This window comes from Mycobacterium terramassiliense, assembly GCF_900157385.1.
GTDB lineage: Bacteria > Actinomycetota > Actinomycetes > Mycobacteriales > Mycobacteriaceae > Mycobacterium > Mycobacterium terramassiliense.
Genome location: NZ_LT717699.1, coordinates 171,313 through 187,490, shown reverse-complemented (window position 1 = coordinate 187,490; position 16,178 = coordinate 171,313). Strand labels below are relative to the sequence as shown.

The 16,178-nt window shown below is 70.7% G+C and carries 13 protein-coding genes and 1 pseudogene; 2 read left to right on the top strand and 12 right to left on the bottom strand.

Translation table 11 applies throughout. From position 1 onward, the window contains the following. Positions 1 to 31: 31 nt before the first annotated feature. The 8 genes from MTAB308_RS05035 to dxr all read right to left on the bottom strand — a co-directional run bounded on the left by MTAB308_RS05035 (position 32) and on the right by dxr (position 9,620). The gene (locus tag MTAB308_RS05035) at positions 32 to 1,531 is read right to left on the bottom strand and encodes a cobyric acid synthase (protein WP_077098415.1); all 1,500 of its coding nucleotides are present in this window, start codon (positions 1,529 to 1,531) and stop codon (positions 32 to 34) included. 19 nt (positions 1,532 to 1,550) lie between these two features. Further along, a complete protein-coding gene (gene map / locus MTAB308_RS05030; protein WP_077098413.1) occupies positions 1,551 to 2,408 on the bottom strand; it encodes a type I methionyl aminopeptidase in 858 nt (285 codons plus the stop codon). Positions 2,409 to 2,509: 101 nt separating this feature from the next. After that, positions 2,510 to 3,073: a DUF1707 SHOCT-like domain-containing protein gene (locus MTAB308_RS05025; RefSeq protein WP_077098411.1), complete on the bottom strand. Its 564-nt coding sequence runs from the start codon at positions 3,071 to 3,073 to the stop codon at positions 2,510 to 2,512. Positions 3,074 to 3,131: 58 nt separating this feature from the next. After that, complete coding sequence (locus MTAB308_RS05020) at positions 3,132 to 4,949, bottom strand: penicillin-binding transpeptidase domain-containing protein (RefSeq protein WP_077098409.1); 1,818 nt, start codon at positions 4,947 to 4,949, stop codon at positions 3,132 to 3,134. Positions 4,950 to 5,095: 146 nt separating this feature from the next. Continuing rightward, the gene (locus MTAB308_RS05015; protein ID WP_077098407.1) at positions 5,096 to 5,950 is read right to left on the bottom strand and encodes a GNAT family N-acetyltransferase; all 855 of its coding nucleotides are present in this window, start codon (positions 5,948 to 5,950) and stop codon (positions 5,096 to 5,098) included. 55 nt (positions 5,951 to 6,005) lie between these two features. Then, entirely contained in the window at positions 6,006 to 7,172 is a 1,167-nt protein-coding gene (ispG, locus tag MTAB308_RS05010; RefSeq protein WP_077098405.1) for a flavodoxin-dependent (E)-4-hydroxy-3-methylbut-2-enyl-diphosphate synthase, read from the bottom strand. 17 nt (positions 7,173 to 7,189) lie between these two features. Next, complete coding sequence (locus MTAB308_RS05005) at positions 7,190 to 8,404, bottom strand: M50 family metallopeptidase (RefSeq protein ID WP_077098403.1); 1,215 nt, start codon at positions 8,402 to 8,404, stop codon at positions 7,190 to 7,192. A 19-nt stretch (positions 8,405 to 8,423) separates the two neighbouring features. Beyond that, positions 8,424 to 9,620, bottom strand: a complete 1,197-nt coding sequence (gene dxr, locus MTAB308_RS05000) for a 1-deoxy-D-xylulose-5-phosphate reductoisomerase (RefSeq protein WP_077098401.1) — start codon at positions 9,618 to 9,620, stop codon at positions 8,424 to 8,426. 77 nt (positions 9,621 to 9,697) lie between these two features. Between dxr and MTAB308_RS29655 the strand changes: the two genes are divergently transcribed. Continuing rightward, a complete protein-coding gene (locus MTAB308_RS29655) occupies positions 9,698 to 9,952 on the top strand; it encodes a DUF2631 domain-containing protein (RefSeq protein ID WP_077098917.1) in 255 nt (84 codons plus the stop codon). Here MTAB308_RS29655 and MTAB308_RS04990 read toward each other — a convergent pair. The 3 genes and pseudogenes from MTAB308_RS04990 to MTAB308_RS30235 form a co-directional block, all read right to left on the bottom strand. Further along, positions 9,953 to 10,870: pseudogene (locus tag MTAB308_RS04990) on the bottom strand (cytochrome c biogenesis CcdA family protein); the annotation flags it as partial. It lies immediately after the preceding gene. Between the two features lie 4 nt (positions 10,871 to 10,874). Then, positions 10,875 to 11,378: a disulfide bond-forming protein DsbE gene (dsbE, locus tag MTAB308_RS04985; protein WP_077098399.1), complete on the bottom strand. Its 504-nt coding sequence runs from the start codon at positions 11,376 to 11,378 to the stop codon at positions 10,875 to 10,877. Between the two features lie 138 nt (positions 11,379 to 11,516). Continuing rightward, on the bottom strand, positions 11,517 to 12,158 hold the full coding sequence (locus MTAB308_RS30235; RefSeq protein WP_077098396.1) for a PE family protein: 642 nt from the start codon (positions 12,156 to 12,158) through the stop codon (positions 11,517 to 11,519). A 237-nt stretch (positions 12,159 to 12,395) separates the two neighbouring features. On the opposite strand from MTAB308_RS30235, the gene MTAB308_RS04975 reads away from it, so the two are divergent. Then, positions 12,396 to 14,990: a helix-turn-helix transcriptional regulator gene (locus MTAB308_RS04975; RefSeq protein WP_077098394.1), complete on the top strand. Its 2,595-nt coding sequence runs from the start codon at positions 12,396 to 12,398 to the stop codon at positions 14,988 to 14,990. A gap of 72 nt (positions 14,991 to 15,062) precedes the next feature. Here MTAB308_RS04975 and rlmN read toward each other — a convergent pair whose 3' ends face one another. Beyond that, entirely contained in the window at positions 15,063 to 16,157 is a 1,095-nt protein-coding gene (gene rlmN / locus MTAB308_RS04970; protein ID WP_077098392.1) for a dual-specificity RNA methyltransferase RlmN, read from the bottom strand. Positions 16,158 to 16,178: the final 21 nt, after the last annotated feature.

The window sequence follows — 16,178 nt, the reverse complement described above, 5'->3', positions numbered from 1 at the left end:
AGGGGCCAGCTCGCGCGAGGTTTCCTATCGCTCACGGCCGCAGCCGGATCGCGACCTGGGGCCGTCGCGGCGGCGGCCCGTCGAGTAGGTCCAGGACGGCGTCGAGATCGAGATGGGCGGCCAGCAGGTCGGCGATCGTGTCCAGCTGGGCATCGCGCCGCGCGGCGACGTTCGTGTCGGCCAGGACGAAGCCGCTGCGGCCCGCCGCATCGGCGACCCGGGTGAGCCACGCCCGGCGGAAGTCGTCGTTGTCGAGCAGGCCGTGCCAATGGGTGCCGAAAACCGCGCCGCGCGCGATGCCGTGAGCCTGCGAGCCGACGGTGAACCACGCGTCCTCGGCGCACCGGGAAAGCCGCCCGTGATGGATTTCGTAGCCGGTCAGGGGCGGCTGCCAGCGGCGCAAGACCTTGGCCGGCTCGAAGGCGATGTCGGCGTCCAGCAGGCGCAGGCCGGTGACCTCCCCGGCGCCGGATTCCACCCTGTCCTCGATGCTCCGGCACAGCATCTGGAACCCGCCGCAGATGCCCAGCACCGGCCTGCCGGCCCCGGCGTGGTCGACGATCGCGCCGGCCAGGCCGCGATCGCGCAGCCAGGACAGGTCCGCCACCGTCGCCTTGCTTCCGGGCAGCACGATCAGGTCGGTGTCGGCCAGCTCGGCGGGGTCGGTGACCCAGCGCACCAGCACGCCGGGCTCGCAGGCCAGCGCCTCGACATCGGTGGAGTTGGAAATCCGGGGCAACCGGATCGCGGCCACCCGCAGCCAGTCGTCGCCGCGCGGCGGCGCCGGCGCGCCCACGACGCGGTGCGCGAGGACCGACAGCGAGTCCTCGGCGTCCAGCCAGAGCTCCTCGGCGTAGGGCAGCACGCCGTACGTCGGGCGGCCGGTCATGCAGCGCAGCTGCTGCAGCCCCGGTTCCAGCAGCGCCGCATCCCCGCGGAATTTGTTGACGACGAAGCCGGCGATCAGCGCCTGGTCGTCGGGCTCGAGCACCGCGACCGTCCCGAACAGATGGGCCAGCAGGCCGCCGCGGTCGATGTCGCCGACCAGGATCACCGGCAGCCTCGCGGCCCGGGCCAGGCCCATGTTCGCCAAATCCGTGGCCCGCAGGTTGATCTCGGCGGGCGACCCGGCGCCCTCGCAGATCACCGCGTCGAACTCGTCACGCAGGCAGGACAATTCGTCGAAGACGATGCCGGCGAGCCGGTCGCGATGGGCCACGTAGTTGGCCGCGGAGACCGACTCGGCGACCTGACCCCGGATCACCAGCTGCGAGGTGCGGTCACTGCCCGGTTTGAGCAGGATCGGGTTGAACCGCACGCTGGGCTCCAGGCCCGCCGCCCGTGCCTGGATCGCCTGGGCGCGGCCGATCTCGCCCCCCTCGACGGTGACCACGGAGTTGTTGGACATGTTCTGCGCCTTGAACGGCGCCACTTTCGTGCCGCGGCGCGCGAGCAGCCGGCACAGGCCCGCCACCACCACCGATTTCCCGGCGTCGGAGCTGGTGCCCGCGACCAGCAGGGCCCCGCTCACGTCGTGCCGGCGGGGAAGCTCACGGCAGGGTGAGGATCTCGACGCCGGTATCGGTGACCAGCAGGGTGTGTTCGAACTGCGCCGTCCACTTGCGGTCCCTGGTGACCACCGTCCAGCCGTCGTCCCAGATCTCGTAGTCCAGCCCGCCGAGGTTGATCATCGGCTCGATGGTGAACGTCATGCCCGGCTGGATGATCGTGGCCACGGAGGGCTGTTCGTAGTGCAGCACGACCAGTCCGTTGTGGAAGGTGGTGCCGATGCCGTGGCCGGTGAAGTCACGAACCACGTTGTACCCGAACCGGTTTGCGTATGACTCGATGACGCGCCCGACGACCGACAGTGCGCGGCCCGGTTTGACGGCGTTGATCGCGCGCATCGTGGCCTCCCGCGTTCGCTCCACGAGCAGCCGGTGCTCCTCGGAGACATCGCCGGCCAGAAACGTCGCGTTGGTGTCGCCGTGCACCCCGTCGATGTAGGCGGTGACGTCGATGTTGACGATGTCCCCGTCCTCGATCACCGTCGAGTCGGGGATGCCGTGGCAGATCACCTCGTTGAGCGACGTGCAGCACGACTTCGGGAATCCCTTGTAGCCCAGCGTCGACGGGTAGGCCCCGTTGTCGATCATGTACTCGTGGGCGATCCGGTCCAGTTCGTCGGTCGTCACCCCGGGCGCGACGGCCTTGCCCGCCTCGGCCAGTGCGCCGGCCGCGATCCGGCCGGCGACGCGCATCTTCTCGATGACCTCGGGCGTCTGCACCCACGGCTCGCTACCCTCCCGGGCGGTCGGCTTGCCGACGTATTCCGGGCGCGGGATGCGGCCGGGCACCGGCAGAGTCGGCGATATCACTCCGGGGGAAAGCGCGGTCCGGGCAGGCATGGGGCCAGCTTAATGCTGCTCGCGGGGCGGTGCCGTCGGCGAGCCGGTAAATTCGCAGGGTCCTACTCGCACTTCTGCTGCAGATTTTCAGGCTCGGCGCATCAGAGCTTGCCGCGGCGCAGAAACGAGCGGCGCGGCCCCCGCACGATCACCGACCCGCACACCACCCGGCCCGTCAGCACGACGTGCGGCGTCCCCTCGGCCCGGGCGTCCTTGCGGCGGTCGCTGGCGCTGCCCACGTAGACCTCGACGTCGTCGATCGAGGCGCTGGCGCCGTCGGGCAGGCGGACCTCCACCGAGCCGAACCTCATGTCGAGTTCGATGACCACCACCGGCCCCGCGAATCGGGCCCTGGTCAGGTCGAGTTCGACCGAGCCCAGCCGGCGCACCAGCGCCAGCCGGGTGGGCACGGTCCATTCGCCGTGGCGCTTCAGCGAGCCGGCCCAGCCGCGCAGTTCGACCCGGTCGGCCGCGGACGTGACGATCGCGCCCGGCCCGGGCAGGTCGCCGACCAGCCCGTCCAGCTCGCCCCGGGTGCGCGCGTAGGAGACCTGCGAGGAGCGCTGCTCGAACTCTTCGATGTCGATCAGCCCCAGCGCGACGGCGTTGTGCAGCCGCCGCATCGTGCCGTTGCGGTCGGCGTCGGAGACCCGCAGCGCCACCATGTCCCCGCCGGATGTTTCGCCCACGCTTGCAATTTACCGCCGCCAACGGGCCGGAGCTCTAGGCCAAATAGTCCCGCGGCAGCGACTCGAACATCACCTTGGTCATCCGCACCGCGTATTCCGAGCTGCCGCCCCCGACGATCAGCGCCGCGAACGCCAGGTCGCCGCGGTACCCGGCGAACCACGAGTGCGATCCGCCCGGGAACTCGGCCTCACCGGTCTTCCCGTAGATCTCGCCGCAACAGCCGGCGATCTCCTTGGCCGTCCCGTTGGTGACCACCAGCCGCATCATCGGCCGCAGCGCGTCGACCATCTTCTCCGAAATCGGCGTGTCGTCGCCCTCGACCGTCGTCGGCCGGCCCGCGATCAGCTGCGGCACCGGCGTTTTGCCGGCGTCGACGGTGGCGGCGACCAGGGCCACGCCGAAGGGGCTCGCCAGTACCTTGCCCTGCCCGAAGCCGTCCTCGGTGCGCTCGGCCAGGTCCACCGTGGGCGGCACCGACCCCGTCACCGTGGTGATGCCGTCGACCGTGTAGTCCAGCCCGATGCCGTAGCGGTTGGCCGCCTGGGTGAGGCCGCGAGGCGGCATCCTGCTGCTCAGCTCGGCGAACGTCGTGTTGCACGAACTGGCGAACGCGCGCGACATCGGGACCACGCCCAGGTCGAAGCCGCCGTAGTTGGGGATGGTGCGGTGCCCGATATCGATGCGGCCCGGGCAGCCCAGCATCGTGTTGGGCGTGGCCATGTCGCGGTCGACGGCGGCGCCGGCGGTGACCATCTTGAAGGTCGACCCCGGCGGGAACAGGCCGTTGGTGGCCGGCAGGCCGTCGGCGTCTGCGCCCTTGTTCTGCGCGATCGCCAGGATCTCCCCGGTCGACGGCTTGATCACGACGATCATCGCCTTGCCGCCCCGGGTGTCCACCGCGTGCTGCGCGGCGTTCTGCACCGCGCGGTCCAGGGTGATCGACACCGACGGCGCCGGGGAGCCCTCGACCTCGTGCAGCACGGCCACGTCGACGCCGTTCTGGTTGACGCTGACCACCCGCCAGCCGGCCTGGCCGTCGAGCTGGTCCAGCACGGCCTTTTTCACCTCGGCGATGACGGCCGGCGCGAAATGCGGGTCGGTCGGCAGCATCTCGGCCTGCGGCGTCACCACGACGCCTGGGAGCCTGCCGATCGCGGGGAAAACCTTGTCGTTGTCGTCGGGATGCAGCGTGACCCCCAGGTCCAGCGGCTGCGTCGCCGAGGTCGCCTGTTCGGCCAGCAGCTGCGGGTCGGCGAGCGCGTTGTTGAACGGCCGCAGCACGTCGACCACCGCGTGCGTCGTCCCGATCAGGGCGGGCCCGGCCTGCGTGGCGTCCAGCGTGTAGTGGTACAGGTAGCCCGGCGCGAGCACATCGCTGCCGCCGAGCTCGTTCACCGAGGCCCGCCGCGGTTGATCGGCCCGCAGCGCGAACGTCTGATGCTCGCCCAGCTTGGGGTGCAGCCCGGTGGTGGCCCACCGGACCTCCCAGCGCCCCTCGTCGCGGGCCATCTGCAGCTGGCCGTCATAGCTCCAGGTCCGGTTCTTGGGCAGGTGCCAGGTGAAGCGGTAGTTGACCGTGCCGGTGTCCTCGGCGTACTTGGCGCTGAGGACCTGCGCGTCCAGGTGGGAGGCCTGCAGCCCGGCCCAGGCGGCGTTCAGCGCTTCGCGGGCTTCGTTGGGGTTGTCGCTGAGCTGGGCGGCCGTCGCGGTGTCCCCGACCCCGAGGGCGCGGAAGAACTTCTCGGCGGCCGGGCCGGGCCCGTCGGGCCTCGGGGTGCACCCGGACAGGGCGATTGCCGCGACGAGCAGCAACGCGGAAAAAGCTGAGGCTGCTGTTGTTTTTGTGACCATCGGTGCTGATGTTAAGAACTGAGGTCTCGCCAGGGGCCTCGACACACCGAGACCGAAGCGTTATGCCGTCCGGCGATGCCGAGTGTGCGGTCAGCAGCAGCGTCGGCGGCGGGCGTGCGGCCGGCCGCACACCCGCGGGCAGCGGCCTAGTCCAGCAGGACCGTCGCGAAGGTGCCGACCTCGGCGAAGCCCACCCGCGCGTACGCGGCGCGGGCGACGGTGTTGAAGTTGTTCACGTACAGGCTGGCGACCCGCCCGGTGGCGACGATCACGGCGGCCACCGTCGCGGTGCCCCTGGTGCCGATGCCCTGACCGCGCCACTCCGGGTGCACCCAGACGCCCTGGATCTGACCCACCCCGGGCGACTGCGACCCCACCTCGGCCTTGAAGACGACCTGGCCGTGCTCGAAGCGCGCCCACGCCCGCCCCGCCGCGATCAGGCTGGCCACCCGCCGGCGGTAGCCGCGGCCGCCGTCGCCGAGCCGCGGGTCGACGCCGACTTCGCCGATGAACATGTCGACGGCGGCCACCAGGTAGGCGTCCAGCTCGTCGGGCCGGACCTGGCGCACGCCGACGTCGATCTCGCAGTTGGGATGGCGGGCCAGCGCCATCAGCGGCTGGTCGTCGCGCACGTCGCGCGCCGGGCCCCAGGCCGATTCGAGCCGCTCCCACATCGGCATCACCAGATGGGCCCGGCCGACCAGCGAGGAACAGCGCCGCGCGCCGCTCATCGCCTCGTCGGCGAAGGCGTTCAGGTCGACCGGCGCTCCGCGCAGCGGGATCAGGTTGGCACCGGCGAAGCACAGCGACTCGTCCGGGCCGCGGCGGGTCCACAGTTCCCCGCCGATCGAATTCGGGTCGATGCCGTGGTCGGCCACCCGGGCCGCGACCATGCACGAACCGACCGGGTCGTCTTCGAGCACCCGCCAGACGGCGGCCGCGTCACGCACCACGGACACCCGTCGCTCGCCGACAAGGCGCATGATGGGCGGAGCCGACATCTACGGAACTCTCTGTGGTGCGAAAAGACGATCAGTGCAGGGGCACAAGCCCCTATCAGCTTACGGTCACAATCGGCGAACCGCTCGCTTCTGTGTGAGGATCGTGATCGGTTTCCATCTCGGCCGCCAGCCGCATGGCCTCCTCGATGAGCGTCTCGACGATCTGGGCTTCCGGCACGGTCTTGATCACCTCGCCCCGAACAAAGATCTGTCCCTTGCCATTTCCCGACGCGACGCCCAGGTCGGCCTCGCGGGCCTCCCCCGGGCCGTTGACGACGCAGCCCATCACGGCCACCCGCAGCGGCACGTCGAGCCCGTCCAGCCCGGCGGTGACCTCGTTGGCCAGGGTGTAGACGTCGACCTGCGCGCGACCGCACGACGGGCAGGACACGATCTCCAGCCCGCGCGGCCGCAGGTTGAGCGATTCGAGGATCTGGATGCCGACCTTGACTTCCTCGACGGGCGGGGCCGACAGCGACACCCGGATGGTGTCGCCGATGCCGCGCGACAGCAACGCACCGAAGGCGACCGCGGACTTGATGGTGCCCTGGAACGCGGGACCGGCCTCGGTGACGCCCAGGTGCAGCGGGTAGTCGCACCGGGCGGCGAGTTGCTCGTAGGCGGCGACCATCACGACGGGATCGTTGTGCTTGACGCTGATCTTGATGTCGCCGAAGCCGTGCTCCTCGAACAGCGAGGCCTCCCACAGCGCCGACTCGACGAGCGCCTCGGGCGTGGCCTTGCCGTACTTCTCCATGAACCGCTTGTCCAGCGAGCCGGCGTTGACGCCGATGCGGATCGGGATGCCGGCCGCCGCGGCGGCCTTGGCGACCTCGCCGACGCGGCCGTCGAATTCCTTGATGTTGCCCGGGTTTACCCGCACCGCGGCGCAGCCGGCGTCGATCGCGGCGAAGATGTACTTCGGCTGGAAGTGGATGTCCGCGATCACCGGGATCTGGCTCTTCTTGGCGATCGCGGCCAGGGCGTCGGCGTCCTCCTGGCGCGGGCAGGCCACCCGGACGATGTCGCAGCCGGCGGCGGTCAGCTCGGCGATCTGTTGCAGCGTGGAGTTGATGTCGTGCGTCTTGGTGGTGCACATCGACTGCACGGAAATCGGATGGTCGCTGCCGACCCCGACGTCGCGGACCATCAATTGCCGCGTGGTGCGCCGGGGGGCGAGCGTGGGCGCCGGGGCGTCCGGCATGCCCAGGCCAATGGTCACTTTCTGCCTTCTCTCACTTACTGGAAGAGCCTGATCGGGTTGACCAGATCCGCGGTCACGGTCAGCAGCATGTAGCCGACCACGAATACCAGCACCACGTAGGTCGCCGGCATCAGCTTGAGGTAGTTCACCGGCGCCGCCGCGACCATGCCGCGGGCCGACCGGATCAGGTTGCGGACCTTCTCGAACAGCGCGATGGCGATGTGGCCGCCGTCGAAGGGCAGCAGCGGCACCAGGTTGATCGCGCCCAGGATGAGGTTCAGCTGGGCCAGGAAGAACCAGAACGCCACCCACAGCCCGTGGTCGACGGTGTCGCCGCCGATGATGCTGGCCCCGACCACGCTCATCGGCGTCTGCGGGTCGCGCTGCCCGCCGCCGATGGCGTGCACCAGCGCCCCGACCTTCGTCGGGATCGTCACCAGCGCCTTGCCCACCTCGACGGTCAGGTCGCCGGCGAAGGCGACGGTGGCCGGTATCGCCGACAGGACGTTGTAGTGCGTCGGCGGGGTCTTGATGGCGCCGACGCCCATGGCACCGACGGTGGCGGGTTCGGGCTTGCCGGCCTGTCCCTTGGAGATGTAGCGCTGGGTGGGTGTGACGTCGACATAGGTGGTGATGGTGGCGCCGCCGCGCTCGACGACGACGGGGACGGTGCCGTGCAATTTGCGCACCGCGGCGGCCATGTCCTCGAAGGTGGACACCGGGGTGTCGCCCACCTTGACGACGACGTCGCCTGCGCGAATTCCGGCCAGCGCCGCCGGACCCGGCCCGGTGCAGTCCCCGACCTTGCCGGGGGCCACTTCCGGTGCGACGCAAGCGGTTTCGCCGACGATGGCCTTGGTGGGCGGGTGCAGGTTGGGCAGCCCCCAGACGAGGGCGATGCCGTAGATCAGCACCAGGCAGATGACGAAGTTCATCCCCGGGCCCGCGAACAGCGTGGCGACCCGCTTCCAGGTCGCCTGCTTGTACATCGCGCGCTCGGTCTCGTCGGGCTCCAGGTCTTCGACCGGCGTCATGCCGGCGATGTCGCAGAAGCCGCCGAGCGGGACGGCCTTGATCCCGTACTCGATTTCGCCGCGCCGCGTCGACCACAGCGTGGGTCCGAAACCGACGAAATAGCGACGCACCTTCATGCCGGTGCCGCGGGCGACCCACATGTGGCCGCATTCGTGCAGGGCCACCGAGATCAGGATGGCGAGGGCGAACAGCGCAATGCCGATAGCGAACATCATCAGGCTGCCAGGACCTTTCTCACACCATTCCGGAGATCTTGTGGGCGCTCGCGTCTCCGACTCGCTCAATCCGGCGCTTAGCTTTTTCCCTCGCCCAGCGCTGCGCGTCGAGTACCTCATCCACGTTAGCCGGTGAAACCGCCCATTGGTCGGCGGCGTGCAGCACGTCGGCGATGGTTTGCACGATGGCGGGGAACCCGATGCGGCCTCGCAGGAACGCCTCGGCCGCCTCTTCGTTGGCCGCGTTGTACACCGCGGTCATGCAGCCGCCGGTCACCCCGGCGTGGCGGGCCAGCTCGACGGCGGGGAAGACCTCGCTGTCCAGCGGCTCGAATTCCCAGCTAGAGGCGGTGGTGAAGTCGCAGGAGGCCGCCGCCCCGGGCACCCGGTGGGGCCAGCCGAGGGCCAACGAGATGGGCAGCTTCATGTCCGGGGGGCTGGCCTGCGCGATGGTCGAGCCGTCGGTGAAGGTGACCATCGAATGAACAATCGACTGGGGGTGCACGACGACCTCGATGCGGTCGTAGTCGATGCCGAACAACAGGTGCGTTTCGATGAGCTCGAGCCCCTTGTTGACCAGCGACGCCGAGTTCAGCGTGTTCATCGGGCCCATCGACCAGGTGGGGTGGGCGCCGGCCTGCTCGGGGGTGACGGCCTCGAGGTCCGCGGCCGACCAGCCGCGGAACGGGCCGCCGGAGGCCGTCAGCACCAGCTTGGCGACCTCGTTCGGGCTGCCGCCGCGCAGGCACTGGGCCAGCGCGGAGTGCTCGGAGTCGACGGGCACGATCTGGCCCGGCCGCGCCGCCCGCAGCACCAGCGGACCGCCGGCGATCAGCGATTCCTTGTTGGCCAGGGCCAACCGGGCCCCGGAGTCCAGGGCGGCCAGCGTCGGTCGCAGGCCCAGGGCCCCGACCAGCGCGTTGAGGACGACGTCGGCCTCGGTCTCCTGGACCAGCCGGGTCACGGCCTCCGGGCCGCTGAAGGGGACGTCGCCGACCTGCTGCGCCGCGCGCTCGTCGGCGACGGCGACGTTGGTGACCCCGGTCTCGGCGCGCTGCCGTGCCACGGTCTCGGGGTTGGCGCCCCCGGCGGCCAGCCCGACGACCTCGAAACGGTCCGGGTTGGCCGCGATGACCTCGAGCGCCTGGGTGCCGATCGAGCCGGTGCTGCCCAGCACCAGCACGCGCAGGCGGCGCTCGGCAGTCGCGTTGGTCACTCACCCATTGTGCCCGCTCGGCCCCGCGGCGGATGTGCCAGAATCTCCCTACCAGCCGATCACGAAAGGGATTCGCCGTGGCCAGTACCGAGGTGGAGCACTTCAACGGCGTCGACGTCGCCGAGGTGCCGTCGGCAGCGTGGGGGTGGAGCCGGATCAATTACCGCACCTGGCACGCCACCGGGCTGGTCATCGTGATCTTCCTGCTGGCCATGCTGCGCGGAAACCACGTCGGCCACATCGAGAACTGGTTCCTGATCGTGTTTGCCGCGCTGACGGTCGTCGTGCTGGTTCGCGACCTGTGGGGCCGCCGCCGGGGCTGGATCAGGTAGGCGCCGCACCCGGCGATGCCAGGCGGCCGCGAGCGCGCCCGCCACCAAAATGCACAGGGCCACCGCCCAGGGCACGACGCCGTGTTGGTGCACCCAGCCGGCCAGCGCGCCCTGCAGCCGCCCGGCCGAGGTGATCACCGCGTCGCGGGGACTCGCGTTGCCGTTGAACAGGCGCAACTCGTAGACGCCGTAGTAGCCGACGTAGAGCCCGACCAGCACCAAAAGGGCGCCGCTGATCCGGTTGACGAACGGCAGGACGCGGCGCAGCCGATCGGCCAGGGCCGAGCTGGCCGAGGCCGCGGCGATCGCCAGCACCCCCACCACCAGGGTCAGTCCCGCGACATAGGCGAGAAAGATCGACACGCCCGTGAGCACCGATGCCTTGAAGCCGGCGGCGGTGACCGCCAGGAACGGCCCGATGGTGCACGACAGCGAGGCGATGGCGTAGCTGACGCCATAGGAATACATCGAGCCCAGCCGCACGGTCGGGGCCCACCGCGGGCCGAGCGGGCGGGGTGTCAGCGCCGTCAAGTCGCGACCCGCCAGCAGCCAAACCCCAAGCGCGACAAGCACAATCCCGATCACCGCGGTCCCGTAGGGCAGGTAGCGCTGGACGGTGTTGGCCGCCGAAATCGTCAGCGCGCCGAACAACCCGAAGACCGTCAGGAAGCCCAGCGCCATCCCGAGGGTGGCCGCCAGGGCGCGCCCGAGCGCGCGGATGGGGCTCGTCGCGGACCGCGCGCCGAGCGTGCACTGGCGGCGAGATTTCGGCGATTTTTCCGCCGTGAGTGCACGCTCGGCGGGCTGCGGCCCGCGCACCACGAGGAGCAGGTACGCGGGCAGCATCGCGAACCCGCAGGGGTTCAGGGCCGCGACCAATCCGGCGGCGAAGGCCAGTCCGACCAGAGCGCGATCCACGGGATCAGCGCAGCGCGGCCACGCGGCCGGCAAGCTCGCTCTGGGGCATGGCCGCGGTGGGGTTGTTGACGAACGTCGAGCTCCCGTCCGCCCGATAGAACACGTAGGCCGGCTGCCACGGGACGTTGTAGCGGGCCCAGATCGATCCGTCGGTGTCGTTGAGGTTGGTGAAGTTCAGGTTGTACTTGGAGACGAAGTTCTGCATGGCCCCGACGTCCGAGTGCGCCGCGACGCCGACGAAGGTGACGCCCGGATTGGCGGCCGCCACCTGGCTGACCCCGGGCGCCTCGGCGTTGCAGAACGGGCACCACGGCGTCCAGAACCACAGCACCGCGGGCTTGCCCTGCAGGCCGGCGCCGTTGAACGGCGCGCCGGCGAGCGTCGTCCCGGTGAATTGCAGGCGGTCGTCGGCGGCCGCCGAGCGCGGGGCCTCGGCCAGGCCGAAGATCAGCGCAGCGGCGAAAACGGCCGCTGCGAACAGCTTGAGCGGTGACAACAAGCGCACCATCGCGGCATCCCCTCGTTTGCTGGTGTTCTGCCCTAAAGACGGTGGCGCCGCCCGCCGGGTTCATCGCGAGGGCTCAGCCGTATCCGTGCCCGCGGCGCGGGTGAGCGAATTCGTTGCTTTCCGGGTCGTCGAGCGGTATCAGCCGGGTTGGCCCGTCGCGCCGGTGTCGCCCGGGCTGCCGTCGCTGCCCGGAGTGCCGGTGACGTTGGTGGAACCACCGGACGCCTGGCCGCCCGCGCCGGCGTGACCGAGTCCGCCCCCGGGGCCGCCGGGGCCACCGGCGCCGCCCTGGCCGCTGCTGCCCGCGGTCACCAGCGGCCCGAACACCACCGCCACCGGCGGTAACGGCGGCGACGGCGGCGACGGCCCTGTTCGGGCGCCCGCCTGCCCCGGCCCACCCGGCGTGCCGTTGCCGATCAGCGGGCGCCCGAACAGGGCTTGGGCCGGCGCGTTGACCGCGCCCATGGCGTTTTGCTCCGCGGCCGCCAGCGGCGAAGCGTTGGCCGCCTCGGAGGCCGCATACGACCCCGCCGCGGCCTGCATGGCCTGCACAAATTCGGCGTGGAACGCCGCCGCCCGCGCGCCGACCTCCTGAAAGGCCTGCGCGTGACCGCCGAACAGCGCCGCCACCGCCGCCGACACCTCATCGGCCCCGGCCGCCAACAACCCCGTCGTCGGCCCCACCGCCGTCGCATGCGCCTGGGTCAACGCCGACCCGATACTGCGCAGATCCGCCGCCGCCGACGCCACAACCGCCGGTGCGGCTATCACATACGGCATCTGATTCCCCTGCCCCCGAAGACGTTTCGCCGACTTAGCGCGCACCCGGGCGGCGTCGCGGCTACATTAAGAGCGCATCATGTCCAGATGTTGCCGTTGCTGCGGCCGTGTCGGCCGCCCGGGGCGCACGCTGCCCAGTGTGCGCCGTTCGAAAGCCGCGGAAATCCGTAAATCTACGTATTTCGGGCGCCCGGCTTCGTGGCTCCCTTCCGGCCCCCGGCCGCGAGTGCGCAGCTGATGGAACGGTTGCTGGAGCGCGAGGCGGTGCTGGCCGAGCTGGGCAAGCTGCTGCGGGCGCCGGCCAACTCGGGCCGCGTGATGTTGCTCCGGGGCGAGGCCGGAGTGGGCAAGACCGCGGTGGTGCGGCGGTTTATCACCAGAGTCAATTCGGCGACGGTGTTGGTGGGTTGGTGTGACCCGTTGGCCGCGCCGCGTCCGCTGGGGCCGCTGATCGACGCCCTCGCCGGCCTGAGCCCCGCGGCAGCCGGCGGACTGATCTCGGCAATCGAATCCAGTGACACCGGCGCGCTGTACCGGCGCCTGCTGACGGTGTTACGCAACGGGCAGCGCTGGGTGTGGGTGATCGAGGATGCCCACTGGGCCGACGGGGCCACGCTCGATCTGGTGCGCTTCCTCACCCGGCGCATCGAGTCGTTGCCGGTGCTGCTGGTGGTGACCTATCGCGAGGACGAGGTCGATCGCCAGCACCCCCTTTCGGTCGCCCTCGGGGACCTGGCGGGCTGCGCCGGAGTCAGCCGCATCAAGTTGGAGCCGCTGAGCCGTGCCGCGGTCGCGGTGCTGGCCGCCGGCAGTGGGGTCAACGCCGCCCAATTACACGAAGTCACCGGGGGAAACCCTTTTTACCTCACCGAGGTTCTGGCGGCGGGCGCCGAGGCGCTGCGCCGACGGGCGTTGCCGCACAGCGTGACTGAGGCGGTGTGGGGCCGGCTGGCGCGGTTGTCGCCGGACGGGCGCGCTGTCGCCGATGCGGCCGCGACCTGCGGCCCGCGCGTGGAGGTCAACCTGCTGACCCGGGTATGCCCGGACGGCGGCGCGGCGCTGGCCGAATGTGTCAGCGCCGGGGTGCTACTGGTCGACGAGCAGGGCGTGCGGTTCCGCCATGAATTGGCCCGGCGTGCCACCCTGGAACAAATCCCCGAAACGCAGCGTCGCATGCTGCACAAGCGGGCGCTGACCGCGCTGGCCGAATCGCCTATCGATCCAAACACGTTGGCCGCGTTGGCCTTTCACGCCGACCGGGCGGGTGACACCGATGCGGTGATCCGCCATGGGGTTGCCGCCGCCGAGCGTTCCATCGCGCTGGGCGCCAACCGCGAAGCCGCCCAGCTGTACGCGCTGGTGTTGGGCAGCGCGCAGGCCGTTCCTCCCGACCAAAAGGTGCGCTGGGTTGAACAACACGCGCTGGCCAGCTATCTGTGCGGGCTGGCCGAAGAGGCGGTGTCGTCGTGGCGCGAGGCGATCCAATTGCGCCAGTCGCTGGGTGATCGGCTCGGACAAAGCGAGAACCTGCGCTGGCTCTCGCACGAGTTGTGGGGCATGGGCCGCGTTCGCGAGGCCTTTGATGCGGCACGAGCCGCGCTGGCACTGGTGCACGACGCCGGCCCGTGCCCACAGCTGGGCTGGGCGCTGGCCAACTTGGCCGACTTCGGAAGCTGGGGGTTCGACCCGGCCGCCGTCGAATACGCTGCCCGAGCCACCGCCCTAGGAACGCACATCGGCGACAACGCCTTGGTGATCCGGGCCCGCGCCGCTGCGGCGACGGCGCAGATCCTCACGACTAACACCGGGTGGGAACTGCTGGAAGCGGCGTGGCGTGGCGCGATGGCTACGGAAACTCGCGGCGAACATGCCGGACTACTGGCGACTCTCGTTTGCTTGCTGGCGGCCTTGCATTACGACATCGATCGCGCCGATCGCTACATCGCCGACTCGCTCGCCTATTGCCGCGACCATAACGTGTTCACCTTCGAGGCCTTGGTCGTCGGGGTCGATGCGGTGGTGCGGCTGCACCGCGGCGACTGGGACCACGCCCGCACGGTGGCCGAGGATCTTCTCACCCGGCCGGGGCTGGCCGCTGTAAACAGGACGTTGCCGCAAGTGGTCTGTGGGCTCATTTCGGCCCGACGCGGCCAGCGGCCCGCCTTGACTCCGTTTGACGACGACCTGGGCAGAGCCGAACCCGACCAGCTGCGACTTTTCTCGGTGTGGGCTGCGCGCGCCGAGGCGGCCTGGCTGGCCGGCGACGACGACGCCTGCCGCAGCGAAGCCCGGACCGGGCTGGCGGTCACCCCCGCCCACGCCGATCCGTGGCTGATCGGAGCGCTGCAACGCTGGCTGTATCTGACCGGCGCCGACCCCGCACCCGGCAGCGAGCACCCGCGCACGCCGTTCGAGTTGGAGATCTGCGGTGACTGGCAGGCCGCCGCCGCCGAATGGCTGCGCCGCCGCTGCCCCTACGACGCCGCCATCGCCCAGCTCGGCGGTGACGTCGCCGCCGTCGAATCCGCACTGGCCACGTTTCGCGACCTGGGCGCCCGGGCCGCCGCACGGCGCGCCCAGCAGCGGCTATCGGCGCTGCGCGGCTCCGCCCGACGCAGCCGCCGCGCCGATACTTCCGCCAACCCCCACGGGTTGACCCGCCGCGAACACGAGGTTTTGGAGCTGCTGGCCGGCGGGCAAAGCGACGCCCAGATCGCCGCCGCGTTGCATATCAGCACAAGAACCGTCAGTTGCCATGTGAGCAAGATCCTGCTCAAACTGGGCGCCGCCAACCGCACCCAGGCCGCCGGACAGTTCCGCCTCGGCTCTTAAGGCGTTGGCATTGTCCAGCAGGGCACCCTTTTGCCGGCCAATCAGGCCACGGCCGATGCGCCTGCGCTCCAGCTACCCGCCCTCGGCGGCCAGCTGTCCGCAGGCGGCGCTGATCTCTCGCCCCCGCGTATCCCGCACCGTGCAGGAAACGCCTTGGGCCCGGACCCGCCGCACGAACTCCCGCTCCACCGCCTTGGGGCTGGCATCCCAATCGCTGCCGGGCGTCGGGTTCAGCGGGATCAGATTCACGTGCACCAGCGCGCCGAGCGCGCGATGCAGCCGCTTGCCCAGCAGGTCAGCCCGCCAGGTCTGGTCGTTGACGTCGCGGATCAGGGCGTACTCGATTGACACTCGCCGGCCGGTCACGTCGGCGTAATACCGGGCCGCCTCGAGCGCCTCGGCGATCTTCCACCGGTTGTTGACGGGGACCAGGGTGTCGCGCAGTTCGTCGTCGGGCGCGTGCAACGACAGCGCCAGCGTCACCGCGAGGCGCTCGTCGGCGAGTTTGCGGATCGCCGGGGCCAGGCCCACCGTGGACACCGTCACCGAGCGGGCCGAAATGCCGAAGCCGTGCGGCGGCGGCTCGGTGATGCGCCGCACCGCGGCCAGCACCCTGGCGTAGTTGGCCAGCGGCTCGCCCATGCCCATGAAGACCACGTTGGAAAGCCGGTCCCCGAAGTCGTCGCGCAGCGCCGCCGCCCCGGCCCGCACCTGTTCCAGGATTTCGGCGGTGGACAGGTTGCGGGTCAGCCCGCCCTGGCCGGTGGCGCAGAACGGGCACGCCATGCCGCACCCGGCCTGCGACGAGATGCACACCGTGTTGCGGTCCGGGTAGCGCATCAGCACCGACTCCACGGTGGCGCCATCGATGGCCCGCCACAACGTCTTTCGCGTCTGCCCAGCGTCACAGGTGACCTCGGCGGCCGCGGTGAGCAGCGTCGGGAACATCGCCTCCGCGATCGCCTCACGCACCGCCGCGGGAAGGTCGGTCATCCGCCGCGGGTCGGCGATCAGCCGGCCGTAGTACTGATGCGCGAGCTGCTTGGCGCGAAACGCCGGCAGGCCCAGCTCCGCGACGGCCGACGCGCGGCCCGCCGCGTCGAGATCGGCCAGGTGCCGCGGCGGCCGGCTCGGGCGCGGTTCGGTGAAGACCAATTGTTGGACCATGACCCGTCCAGTATCGGCCAC